Annotated in this window: 12 protein-coding genes; 3 read left to right on the plus strand and 9 right to left on the minus strand. The window is 71.9% G+C overall.

Annotation, left to right across the window (positions count from 1 at the left end; genetic code table 11):
- Nucleotides 1-260 precede the first annotated feature (260 nt).
- From ACLJOU_RS06610 to ACLJOU_RS06635, 6 genes are all read right to left on the minus strand, one after another.
- The gene (locus tag ACLJOU_RS06610) at nucleotides 261-926 is read right to left on the minus strand and encodes a DUF4190 domain-containing protein (protein ID WP_410564132.1); all 666 of its coding nucleotides are present in this window, start codon (nucleotides 924-926) and stop codon (nucleotides 261-263) included.
- Between the two features lie 306 nt (nucleotides 927-1232).
- Nucleotides 1233-2114 (minus strand): hypothetical protein, encoded by an 882-nt coding sequence (locus ACLJOU_RS06615; protein ID WP_086852001.1) that lies wholly within the window; start codon nucleotides 2112-2114, stop codon nucleotides 1233-1235.
- On the minus strand, nucleotides 2111-2587 hold the full coding sequence (locus ACLJOU_RS06620) for a DUF6932 family protein (RefSeq protein ID WP_410564135.1): 477 nt from the start codon (nucleotides 2585-2587) through the stop codon (nucleotides 2111-2113). Before ACLJOU_RS06620 ends, ACLJOU_RS06615 begins: the two co-directional genes overlap by 4 nt.
- A gap of 57 nt (nucleotides 2588-2644) precedes the next feature.
- On the minus strand, nucleotides 2645-3049 hold the full coding sequence (locus tag ACLJOU_RS06625; RefSeq protein WP_410564137.1) for a hypothetical protein: 405 nt from the start codon (nucleotides 3047-3049) through the stop codon (nucleotides 2645-2647).
- Nucleotides 3050-3063: 14 nt separating this feature from the next.
- A complete protein-coding gene (locus ACLJOU_RS06630; protein WP_410564766.1) occupies nucleotides 3064-3804 on the minus strand; it encodes an OmpA family protein in 741 nt (246 codons plus the stop codon).
- A 346-nt stretch (nucleotides 3805-4150) separates the two neighbouring features.
- On the minus strand, nucleotides 4151-4966 hold the full coding sequence (locus ACLJOU_RS06635) for an SGNH/GDSL hydrolase family protein (RefSeq protein ID WP_410564140.1): 816 nt from the start codon (nucleotides 4964-4966) through the stop codon (nucleotides 4151-4153).
- Between the two features lie 267 nt (nucleotides 4967-5233).
- Here ACLJOU_RS06635 and ACLJOU_RS06640 point away from each other — a divergent pair, with 267 nt between their 5' ends.
- The gene (locus ACLJOU_RS06640; RefSeq protein WP_410564142.1) at nucleotides 5234-5893 is read left to right on the plus strand and encodes a DUF3159 domain-containing protein; all 660 of its coding nucleotides are present in this window, start codon (nucleotides 5234-5236) and stop codon (nucleotides 5891-5893) included.
- A 110-nt stretch (nucleotides 5894-6003) separates the two neighbouring features.
- Here ACLJOU_RS06640 and ACLJOU_RS06645 read toward each other — a convergent pair whose 3' ends face one another.
- Together ACLJOU_RS06645 and ACLJOU_RS06650 are read right to left on the minus strand one after the other, a co-directional pair.
- Nucleotides 6004-6975, minus strand: a complete 972-nt coding sequence (locus ACLJOU_RS06645) for an N-acetylglucosamine kinase (RefSeq protein WP_410564144.1) — start codon at nucleotides 6973-6975, stop codon at nucleotides 6004-6006.
- Nucleotides 6972-8018, minus strand: coding sequence for an SIS domain-containing protein (locus ACLJOU_RS06650; protein WP_410564146.1), 1047 nt, complete (start codon nucleotides 8016-8018; stop codon nucleotides 6972-6974). Before ACLJOU_RS06650 ends, ACLJOU_RS06645 begins: the two co-directional genes overlap by 4 nt.
- Before the next feature lie 148 nt (nucleotides 8019-8166).
- On the opposite strand from ACLJOU_RS06650, the gene ACLJOU_RS06655 reads away from it, so the two are divergent.
- Together ACLJOU_RS06655 and ACLJOU_RS06660 are read left to right on the plus strand one after the other, a co-directional pair.
- On the plus strand, nucleotides 8167-8922 hold the full coding sequence (locus tag ACLJOU_RS06655; RefSeq protein ID WP_086846871.1) for a GntR family transcriptional regulator: 756 nt from the start codon (nucleotides 8167-8169) through the stop codon (nucleotides 8920-8922).
- A 132-nt stretch (nucleotides 8923-9054) separates the two neighbouring features.
- On the plus strand, nucleotides 9055-10593 hold the full coding sequence (locus ACLJOU_RS06660) for an MFS transporter (RefSeq protein WP_410564149.1): 1539 nt from the start codon (nucleotides 9055-9057) through the stop codon (nucleotides 10591-10593).
- Nucleotides 10594-10695: 102 nt separating this feature from the next.
- Here ACLJOU_RS06660 and ACLJOU_RS06665 read toward each other — a convergent pair whose 3' ends face one another.
- The gene (locus ACLJOU_RS06665; protein WP_410564150.1) at nucleotides 10696-11646 is read right to left on the minus strand and encodes a threonine/serine dehydratase; all 951 of its coding nucleotides are present in this window, start codon (nucleotides 11644-11646) and stop codon (nucleotides 10696-10698) included.
- Between the last annotated feature and the right edge of the window lie 125 nt (nucleotides 11647-11771).

Genomic DNA, 11771 nt, shown 5'->3' on the forward strand with positions numbered 1-11771 from the left:
GCGGGAATTTCGTTGCGAATGGGTCACGACCCCGCCCGCACGCTGAATCCTTAGTGGATTCTTAGTGCGCGCGGGCGGTGTCCGCGTAGGTTCGGCGGTGCCGGTTGAGCCCTAGGGGAGGGGCAGGCTGAGACGCCGGCGCCAGGTCCCGCGCGGGAAACCGCGACGGGGCCCGGAGCCGCCAGGAGCGGCTCGTGGCGGCCCGGCCGGCCGAAGTGGGGGTAGGCCGGCCGGTCGCCAGGCGGGGCCGGAGTCGCCGCTCAGCCGACGTTCGCCGTGCAGAGCGCGATGGTCGTGCCGCTGTTTTCCGCGACCTTCTTGCCGTCGACCAGAATGGCGCACCTGATTTCGTTGCTGACCGTCGCATTGCGGGTGTCCGCGGTGAGCGTCAGCAGGTAGGAGCCATTGTTGTAGGAGGCCTGGCCCTGCCACGCGTCGGTGCTCGCGGGCGCGTTCTCGGTGCGCTGGTCGCTGAGGCTGCCGTAGCGCACGGTCGCGCCGCCCGCGGAGGTGACCTGGAAGGTCACGGCGTGCTTGTCGCCGGCCACGGCGGGCATGTGCAGGCCGGTCTCGCCGCCGCCGAGGAAGGTCGAGTACAGCAGCGTCCCGGCCGTGGTGAGCAGTGCGGCGGTCGTGACGGCGGTGGCGGTGATCGCCAGCCCGCGGTCCCCCGCGGTGCCCTTCTTGACCTGCACGAGCCCGGCGATCGCCAGGACCAGCCCGATGCCGCCCAGCGGCCACGCGACGAACTCGACGCCGGGGACGAACGTGACGACCAGGGCGGCCACGCCGAGGAGCAGGCCGACGATCGCGAGGATGTTCCGTGCGGACTTCGCATTGGCTTGACGACGCTGCGTAGCCGTCACCGGCGGCGCGGGCCGTCCGTGGCGCGCGGTGGCCGGCGGGTACTGCGGGTCGGTCATCATGCGAACCCCTTCGGGTGGGAGTGCGACGACGTTAACCCATAAGTGTGGCCCAGGACGAAATTGTTACATTCCGGAAAAAGTCATTGTCCCACCATTTGGGGCCAGGTATCGATATTTCCTGACATCGTGGGCAGGCTGTGGCCCGGTGATCAATGGGAAGAATATCGGAGTTCCCACTGTTCGACGCGGTCTTTCGCGACCTCGCAGCGGGTATCGTAAATATCCGGCCGACCTCCGGGCACCGCCGTGAAGCCTACGACGGACGTCGGTACCGGCGTGCAAGCCGAAAGTCGCAGAACGGACTTCTCAGTCGAAAAGGCTTACTTCCGGGGTGATTTCGAGGAGTTCGAAGACGGGCCGGCCGCGGCGGCCGTCGATCGTCGTCGTGCGGACGACGCGTAGCCGGGCGGTCACCGGCCGGTCCAGGTTCTCCTTGATCTGGTCGAGCAGATCGGGGGCCACCGCACCCTGGATCGTGCCGCCCGACTCGCGGTCGAGGTAGAAGATCCGCCGCCGGGTGCGCACGCCGTCGAGCCGCCCGCGGACCGTCTCGTACCCGACTTCTTCCCGGGACTCGCGGAGGCTGCCCTGCAGGATCCGCGCCTGCTCGGTGGTCATGCTCCGGGTGACCTGCTCGCCCGCGGTCGGGGTCAGCGCCATCCCGATGCCGGCGTTCTTGGCGACGGCGTTGACGATGTCGCTGACGGCGTTGCGGACGGTGTCGCGCTGGAGCAGCACGGCGTCGAGCGCACCGTCGTCCGAGCCGTTCGCCGGGAGGAAGTCGCACAGCTCCTTCACCGCGCGCTCGGAGAGCGTCTCGATGCCGTCGACGATCAGGGCGTCGTCGGCCAGCGGTTCCGGGAAGCCGAAGAAGATCGCGTTGCCCGCCTGGCCGCGCTGGATCAGCGGCGCCTTGTCCCGGTCGGTCTGCTGGACCTGGGTGACCTCGCCGGACGGGTTCCGGATGATGTGCCCGATCTTCGCCGTCGCGTCCTGCAGGGCCCGGCTGATGTCGGAGAAGGTGTAGGCGTCGATGGTCTGCTCGCCGATCACCGAGACGTGCAGCAGCGGCGAGCGGGACGTCCGTTCGAACTTCGCGTTGGCCGCCATCGCCGAGGCGCGGGCCAGGTCGTCCAGCCAGGTGCCGCCGGGGATCTCGTCGGCGATGCGCCGGAACTCGTTCCTCACCAGATCATCTCCGGGTAGCCCCTGCCGCCTTCGCCCCAGACCTCGGCCCACACGTCCTCGTCGCCGGGGCGGCACAGGAAGCCGTCCAGCATCCCGCCGACCGGCTGCACCCGGTCCAGGTACATCGCGGGCTGCCCGACGATCACGCCCCGCAGGGTGAGCAGGCCGTACAGCGCGGAGCGGCCGGCGTCGTCGAGCCGCTTGAGCGCGCCCCACTCGTCCGGGATGAGGACGACGTCGAGGCTTTGCGGCGGGTGGGCGGTCCGGGTGATGAGCTCCCCGCCGATCCAGGCGCGGCCGGACGGGATGATCCGCCGGGCGACGCCGAGGTAGCTGTTGAGCGCGCTGAACAGGATCTCGCGGTCGTTCTGGTGCGGGGCGTCGAACACCAGGCGTTCGTAGACGTCGGCGAGGTCGCCCGCGTGCCGGCCCGGCGGCAGGACCTGCTGCGGCGTCCAATGGGGGAGCGCCACTCCACCCCCTCCTCAGCCCTCGCTCACAGTGCGTAGCCGAACTTACCAGGATGGGTGTCAGCCACCGCGCCCAGGCTGGTGCCACGGCCTCGGGGCGTTCTCGGGTTCTTCGGCCTGCGGCCAGGCGGGCTCGTCCTCGGTGGGCCAGTCTTCGGCCTGCGGGCCGCGCTGCGGCGGCAGCGGCAGGCGGCCTTCGCGGTGGCCGACGGGATCGGCTTCTTCGTCGTCGGCGACGGCCGGGCGCCGGTCGGACTCGTGCTGCGCCCAGGCGGCCGGGATGAACTGCGTCTGCTCGGTCGACAGCGGCGGTGGCGGCTCGTACGGCGGTTCTTCTTCGACGGGCTCTTCCACGGGCTCGGCCTGGGGCCGCGCGGCGGCGCGCAGCACGAGCCACGAGGTCAGCGCGCCGAGGGCGAAGGCGACGACCAGCCACAGCCAGATCTGCGCGAACAGCCAGAACATCAGTTCCTCACCCCTCAAACGACCGTGATCTCGACACGCCGGTCTTCTTCGCCGCCGGTGACCGGCCGCGTGTCGCCCAGCCCCCGGTAGGTCACGCGCCGCACCGCCAGCCCGTTGGCCGTCAGGATCCGCGCGACGGCCCGGGCCCGGGCCTGGGAGAGCCGCAGGGCGGCGTTCTCCCCGCCGGGCCCCCGCGCGACGTGCCCGGTGACGCGGTACCGGAAGCCGTCGGGCGCCTTGGCGAGGGCGATCGCGATGCTGCGCGCGGCCTGTTCGCCGTCGGGGGTGAGCTGCGCGGAGTCGGGCACGAAGGCGATCGGGGTCTCGGTGAGCATCCGATCGATCTCGGCCTGCACGCCGGCCTTGTCGGTGGGCGGCGGCGCGGTGGTGCTCGTGGTCGGCGGCGGGCTGCTGCTCGTCGTGGTGGTTTCCGCCGGCGGGCTCGTGGTGGTGGTGGCGGTGGCGGTGGCGGTGGCACTGCCGCTCGGCGCGACGGGGGTGACATCGCCGTTGACCTTGGCGGCCCGGACCCCGTCGACGTTCTGCACGATTTCGAGCGCGCGGAGCGCCAGCGTGGGCGGGAAGCCGCTGAGGGTGGCGTCCCGGCCGTCGAAGCGGACGTCCCCGGTGGGCAGCCCGGCCTGGAAGAGGGCGGTTTGGGCCCGGGCGGCCAGGTCGCGTTCCATGCTGCCCGACCGCGTCCAGGTGGCGACCCCCGCGAGCAGCGCTGTGACCAGCACCGCAACCGGGACCACGAGGATCCAGCGCCGACGCATAAGGGGACTGTAAGCCGGGTACCGCAGGTTGGCGAGCCGAATCCGGGTGACGATCCACAAGTTGTCCCCAGGTAAGTCGACATGTGGACAACTGGAGAGATCGTGATCGGTTGGGCACTTTCTGTCGGAGGTCGTGGGTAGGGTGGATGCGGGTGGTTCCCCCTGGGAGGGCGGGTCAGGTCCAGGGCGGGCCCTCCGCGGTCGCGAAGTGGCGGAATCCACCCGGAAGGGTGACCCCCGAGCGCCGGTCACTCAGCCCCCGCGAGTGCCCGGAAAGCCTGAAGCCCCCGAGAGCCAGAGCCCCGAAGGTCCCGTCGAGAAACCCTCAGCTGGCCTGTTGCTGCGGAGCGGTGTCCGGCACCTCGATCACTTCCAACGGCACCAGCGGCGCCAGCTGAGGCCGCTTCGGCGACAGCCCGTCCCCCATCGACTCCCCGCGCAGCTGGCGCCGGATCCACGGCAGCAGGTGCACCTTCGTCCACGTCAGGTCCGAGCGGCGCGAGTCGATCCAGCGGCTCGGCGTCTCCTCCAGCGGCCACGGCTCGCGCCAGTCGCTGTCGACCGGGATGCCCAGGACCTCCGCCGCCTTCAACGCGATGCGGTGGTGGGCCTCCGGGGAGAAGTGCAGCCGGTCGTCGCTCCAGGCTCGGCGGTCGTGCAGGGGGCCCATCGTCCAGAGGTCGACCATGCGGGCGCCGTAGCGTTCGGCGATCGCCCACAGGTTCGTGTTGTAGATCGCCACCTTGCCGCGCAGCACCGACATCACCGACAGCACCTTCGTGTCCGGGCCGTTGAACATCAGCACCGGGATGCCCGCCTCGCGCAGCTTCGCCACGCCCTCCTCCAGGCGCGCGGTGACCGCGTCCACGTCCGCGCCCGGGACGATGATGTCGTTGCCGCCCGCACACAGCGTGACCAGATCCGGCTTCAGCTCGAGCGCGATCGGCAGCTGCTCGTCCAGGATCTCGTCGAGCATCTTGCCCCGTAGGGCCAGGTTGGCGTACTGGAAGTCGCTGCGGCCACCCGCCAGGACCTCCGCCAGCCGGTCGGCCCACCCGCGGAAGGAGCCGTCCGGAAGGCCGTCGTTGAGTCCCTCGGTGAAGCTGTCACCAAGGGCTACGTAGCTGTCGAATCCGTACACGTGGGTCCCCTTCCCATCCCTGCGACCGACACACCCCGACATGTAGTTGTACACCTCAACTAACCGTCGACCGCAAACCCGCTCCACCCCCGGGCGTTCAGCCTGCGGTAACAGTGTCTTATCTTGTCGGCCTTCTCCGCCTCTCTATTACGCGGTCTTCACGGTCGGCGTGCCGTGAAACCGCACACTCGGAGGTAATCCGGACGCGGATGTGGCGAAGATCTCCCTGGCCGGGGCGCTGGGGACGCGATCCGGCAGGCTGGACACGTGTCCGGAGAACCCCGCGAATCGCTCGCGCAGATCCTCGGTGGCCGCCGGGGCGCGCTCGACGCCAGCATCCCGCCCGTCGGCTTCGTCGCCGGCTGGCTCGCCGCCGGCCAGTCCGTCGCCTGGGGTGCCGGCGCCGCCCTCGCGGTCGCCGTCGTGGTCGGGGGCTACCGGATCGCCCGGGGCGGCAAGGTCCGCGCGCTGGTCGTCAGCGTGGCCGCCGTCGTCGCGGCCGCGCTGATCGCCCTGCACACCGGCCGGGCCCAGGACTTCTTCCTGCTGCAGCTGATGTCCAATGTGGCCAGCGCACTGCTGTGGGCAGCCAGCATCGTCGTGCGGTGGCCGCTGCTCGGCGTCGTCGTCGGCCTGCTGCTGGGCCAGAAGACGCGCTGGCGCCGCGACGCCGTGCTGCTCAAGGCCTACTCGCGGGCCAGCTGGGTGTGGGTGCTCCAGTACACGGTGCGCGTGGTCGTCTACGGCCTGCTGTGGTGGGCCGGCCAGGTGATCGCGCTCGGTGTGGCCCGCACGGTGCTGTCGTGGCCGCTCGTCGCGCTGACCGTCGCGGTCAGCGGCTGGGTGCTCTACCGGGCGTTGCCGCCGGAGCACCCCGGCCTGCGCCTGGCGCCGGAAACCCGCTCGGACGACGTACCCGGGGCATAAGGCGGCCCCCGGCGAGGGGGGAGGGTCCGGGGGCCACTGCCTACGGTACCCGGACTACCCGGGTTCAGTCGACGTTTTCGCGTCTTTGCGCCGCGTTTTGCTCGATATCTCTACGGCCGGGGCCGCGGCGCGCCCTCGCCGAAGGCGTCCACAGCGGCCAGCCAGGCCGCCCCCAGCACCCCATCGGAGCTGGTCAGCACCTCGAGACCGGCCAGACGGCGGCGCACGAGCCCGCCGATCGGGCTCGTGCCGGTGAGCACCGAGCCGACGAGCACGACCGGGGTCGACTCGCCGGGCTCGCGCGCCGCGAGGGCGTTCTCGGCCAGGTGCCAGGCCGCGCGGGCGACGATCTCCCGGGCCGCGGGCTCGCCCGCGTCGTGCGCCGCGCTCACCAGCGGGGCGAACCGGGCGAGCCGGACGGGCGCCTCGGCGTTGGCCGCGGTGATCAGCGCCCGGGACGCCGCCAGCCGCCCGTCGTCGCCCCGGACGTCCACTGCTTGGACGTCCACTGGGGACAGTCCGAGCGCGGCGGTGAGCACCGCCGAGGGCAGCCCCGCCAGGGGCAGCCCTCGGCCCAGTGCCTCCAAAGTGGAGCGGACGGCTTCGCGGCCGAGCCAGAACGCCGACCCTTCGTCGCCGAGCAGCCAGCCGTAGCCGCCGGTCGTGCCGGCCAGCCGCCGGTTCCGGATGCGGCCCACGATCGAGCCGGTGCCGGCCACGACGACCGTCCCGTCGGGCGCCGCGGTCGCCGACGCGTACGCCACTTCGGCGTCGGCGACGGTCCGGACGCCGCAGACGAGGCCGATCCGCTTCCACGCGGCGTCGAAGACCGCCGCCACGCCCGGGTCGCTCAGCTTGCTGACCCCCGCCATGCCGACGACGCACGCCCGCACCGCGCCGGGGTCGCGGCCGCCGATCGCCGCGGTGATCGCGTCGGCGATCCGGCCCGCGGCGACCTCGGGCGCGTGCGCGTTGGGGTTGGCGCCCTCGCCCCGCCCGGTGCCCAGCACCGCACCGGCGGCGTCGACCAGGACGGCCCTGGTCGACGTGCCGCCGGCGTCGACGCCGATCGCGAAGCTCACCTCGTCTTGGTCACCTTCAGCAGGCCACGCGGGCTGTCCGGGTCGCCGCCGCGGGCCAGCGACAGGCCGAGCGCGATCCGCTGGATCGGCAGGATCTCCAGGATCGGTGCCAGTTCCTCGACGGTCTGCGGCACGTCGATGCGCAGCGCCGCCGGCGCCTGGGCCGACGCGGAGCCGACCGCGACGACGTCCGCGCCGCGCTTGCCGACGGCGTCGATGACCTCGCGCATCGCGTCGGCACCGTGCCCGGCGCTGGTCACCGCGAGGACCGCGGTCTGGTCGTCGACCGCCGCGACCGGCCCGTGGAGGAGGTCGGCGCCGCTGTACGCGCGGGCCGCGAGGTAGCTGGTTTCGGCGAGCTTGAGCGACGCCTCCAGCGCGGTCGCGTACGAGTAGCCCCGGGCCGCGGTGAGGACCCGGTTCACGAACCGGTAGCGGTCGACCGCGCGCTGCACGCCCTCGGTGGCGCCGTCGAGGGTCTGCTGCGCCAGCTCGCCGATCTTCTCGGCGTCGGCCGCCTTGCCGCCGCGCACCGCGTCGACGAGCAGGTACAGCGCCATCAGCGTCGCGGAGTACGTCTTGGTGGCCGCGACGGCCTTTTCGACACCGGCACCGATGTCGACGCCGAGCTCGGACGCCGCCCGCAGCGGCGAGTCCGGGGTGTTGGTGACGGACACCGTCAGCGCGCCCTGGCGCCGCGCCGTTTCGGTGACCTCGATCAGGTCGGGCGAGCCGCCGCTCTGGCTCACCGTGACGAACAGCACGTCCCGCAGATCCGGCCGCGCGCCGTACAGCGTGGCCGTCGACGGGGAAACCAGACCGGCCGGAAGGCCGAGGAGTACCTCGATCAGGTACTTCGCGTACAACGCTGCGTGGTCGCTTGATCCACGCGCCGCGAGCAAAGCGAACCGCGGGGGGCGTTGTGAGATCTTTTCCGCCACTTCGGCGATTTCCGCCTGACGCGCCACCAGTCCCGCCAAGACGTCCGGCTGCTGGGCGATCTCCGCGGCCATGTGCGCGCCGGGCCGTTGTTCGGTCATCATTTTCCTCTCCACCTCCGGCATTATGTACCGGACTCAGGCGGCGTCGGTCAGGTCTAGACCAATGTTATAGGGGCGGCGCGTTTGGGGAAAAGGGTACGTTTCTTACGGGGACGTGGCGTGCGATGAGGGAAGACATAGGGAGCCGGGCATGTTGGAGACCACCACCACGGGCGAGGCGGGCGCCGTCGCCGGGATGCGCGGGCAGCGCGAGCCCAAATACTGGGCGTTGAAACAGCACCTCCTCGACCTGCTCGACGTGCTGCCGCCGGGGTCGCCGATCCCGACCGAACGCGCGCTCGCCGGGGAGTTCACGGTCTCCCGCACCACCGTGCGCCAGGCGCTGGCCGACCTGACCGCCGAGGGCCGCCTGCACCGGGTGCAGGGGAAGGGCACGTTCGCGGCCGAGCCGAAGCTCGCCCAGCGGCTGCAGCTGTCCTCCTACACCGAAGACATGCGCAAGCAGGGCCTGAAGCCGTCGTCGAAGCTCCTCGAAGTCGAGGAAATGCCGGTCGAGGGCGATCTCGCCAAGCTGCTCGGAATCCGGACCGGCGCAAAAATCCTCCGCCTTCGCCGACTTCGGCTGGCGGACTCGCAGCCGATGGCGCTGGAGACGACCCACCTTCCCCTCGGCCGTTTCCGCGGGCTGCGCAAGCACGTCTCGGCGGGCGGTTCGTTGTACGCCGTTCTACGTGAACACTACGGCGTCGAACTCGAGCGTGCGGAAGAGACGATCGAAACGTCGCTCGCCGGGCCGCAGGAAGCGGAGATGCTCGGCGCGGACGTCGGCATGCCGGTGCTGATGCTGACCCGGCACTCGTTCGCCACGGACGGCAAGCCGGTCGAGTTCGCCCGCTCGGTCTACCGCGGCGACCGCTACAAGTTCGTGACGACGCTGCTGCCGTAAGCGCGCGGTTGACGACAGTCCCCGGTCGCGGTGGAGCGAGAACCTTGTTCGGGCTGGGTCGGTGCAACGCGCCGCAGGTCGCGCACCTGCGGTGACTGTTGCGCCGACCGACGGCTGAATAAGGTTCAGAGGGTGACTGCGACTGAAGACACCGGGATCCGGTGGGGCACCGGTGCCGCCCGCGGCGTGCTGGCCACCACCATCCTCGGCTCCGGCATGGCGATGCTCGACGGCACCATCGTCAACGTCGCGCTGCCCCGGATCGGCGCCGAGCTGAACGCGTCGGTGGCCGGGCTCCAGTGGATCCTCGACGGCTACCTGCTCGCGCTCGCCGCGCTCATCCTCGTCGCCGGTTCGCTCGGCGACCGGTACGGCCGGCGCCGCACGTACCTCGTCGGCGTCGTCTGGTTCGGCGTCGCGTCCGGGCTCTGCGCCGCCGCGACGTCCACCGAGATGCTCGTCGCGATGCGGATCCTGCAAGGCATCGGCGGCGCCCTCCTGACGCCCGGGTCGCTCGCGATCCTCCAGTCGTCCTTCGCGCACGACGCCCGCGCCCGCGCGATCGGGGCGTGGTCCGGCCTCGGCGGCATCGCGGCCGCCGCCGGGCCGCTGCTCGGCGGCTTCCTCGTGCAGGTGTGGTCCTGGCGGCTCGCGTTCCTCATCAACGTGCCGATCGCGGTCGCCGTCGTGCTCATGGCGCGGAAGTTCGTCCCCGAATCCCGCGACCCGGACGCCACCGGGCACCCGGACTTCGGCGCCGCCGCCCTCGGCGCCCTCGGCCTCGCCGGGGTGACCGGCGCGCTGGTGGAGGCGCCCGCCCGCGGCATCGGCGACCCGATCGTGCTGGTGGCGGGCCTGCTGGGGATCGCGGGGCTGGCCGCGTTCGTCGCCGTCCAGCACCGCTCGCACGAGCCGCTCGTGCCGCCGTCGCTGTTCCGCGACCGCACGTTCACGCTCTCGAACGCCCTGACCTTCGTCGTCTACGCGGCGCTCGGCGGGGTGATGATGCTGCTGGTGATGCAGCTGCAGGTGTCGCTCGGCTACTCGCCGACCGCGTCGGGGCTGGCCGGGCTGCCGCTGACGGTGATCATGCTGCTGCTCTCGGGCCGCTCCGGCGCGCTCGCGCAGCGCATCGGCCCGCGCACGCAGCTGGTGGTCGGGCCGATCGTGGTCGGCATCGGGATGCTGCTGATGCTCCGCATCGCGCCCGGTGCGTCCTACCTCGGCGCGGTGCTGCCCGCGGTGGTGGTGTTCGGGCTCGGCCTGGCGACGGTGGTGGCTCCGGTGACGGCGACGGTGCTCGCCGCGGCCCCGGACCGCTACGCCGGTGTCGCGTCCGGGGTGAACAACGCGATCGCTCGATCGGGTGGCCTGCTGGCGGTGGCGGTGCTGCCGGCGGCGGCCGGGCTGACCGGCGAGGCGTACGCGGATCCGGTGGCGCTGACGGCGGGCTGGCGGACGGCGCTGGTGATCTGCGCGGCCCTGGCGATCGCGGGCGGCCTGATCGCACTGGGCATCCACAACGGCGTCCTCGCACCGCCGTCCTCGCCGTCGGCGCCGTCGGCGCCCACGCCCGACGACGAGTGCCCGCACCTGGGCGAGTGCTACCACTGCGGCGTGGAGGGCCCGCCGACGCACATCCGCCGAGGCTCCTCCGTCGCCGGCTCCTAGCCCCGAGCGCCCCAAGGCGGCCTTGGTTGCGTCTGACGCACCCAAGGCGGCCTTCGGTGCGTCTCACGCACCGAAGGCCACATTGGGGCGCTTGGGGGCGGGTCAGCCTGCCAGGATCTCGGCGAACATCGCCGGGTCGGCGTTGCCGCCCGAGACGAGCGCGACCGTCTTCCCGGCCGGGAGCTCGTCGGCGTGGGACAAGTACGCCGCCGTCGTCACCGCGCCGCTCGGCTCAGCCACCAGCCGGGCCTTCGTCGCGAGGACGCGGACGGCCTCGCGGATTTCGTCCTCGGTCACCGTCACCATCTGGTCGACGACCTCCCGCAGGTGGGCGAAGGTCAGCTCCGACGGCTGCGAGCGCAGGCCGTCGGCGATCGTGCGGGCGCGGTCGGCCTGCGGCCACCGGACCAGCTCGCCCCGCCGGAGGCTGTCGGCGGCGTCCGCGGCCAGTGCGGGCTCGACACCGATCACGCGCGCCCGCGGGCAGCGGGCCCTGATCGCCGTGCCGACGCCGGCCGCCAGCCCGCCGCCGCTGATCGGGACCAGCACGACGTCGACGTCCGGCAGGTCCTCGGCGATCTCGAGGCCCGCGGTGCCCTGGCCGGCGATGATGGCCGCGTCGTCGAAGGGCGGGACGAGGGTCAGCCCGCGTTCGGCGGCCAGTTCGCGCGCTTTGGCCTCGTGCTCGCCGATCGGGACCTCGACGACCTCCGCGCCGTACGAGCGGGTGGCCTCGACCTTGATCCGCGGCGCGACGTCCGGCACGACGATCACCGCGGGCACGCCGTACCGCTGCGCGGCGTACGCGACTGCCTGCGCGTGGTTGCCGCTGGAGTAGGCGATGACGCCGCGGGCGCGGGCCGCGTCGTCGAGGCCGGCGATGGCGTTGAACGCGCCGCGCACCTTGAACGCTCCGACCGGCTGCAGGTTTTCGGGTTTGAGCCACAGGGTCCCGCGGGGATCCCACGTCTGGAGCAACAGGGGCGTGCGTACGGCGACATCGGCGACGCGCTTCGCGGCGGCCTCGATGTCAGAGATCGTCACCAGTTCCATGTGCCGAGTATGTCAAGAAAACGTTCGGTCTGGAGTGTCTATTATGGACAGACGGAGTGGTCCTCCTCACGCCGTGGCAACGAGGGGAGTTCCTCAGGCGCCTTAGACGTTGGACAGGGGAGAAC

The organism is Amycolatopsis sp. cmx-4-61 (assembly GCF_046548775.1).
GTDB lineage: Bacteria > Actinomycetota > Actinomycetes > Mycobacteriales > Pseudonocardiaceae > Amycolatopsis.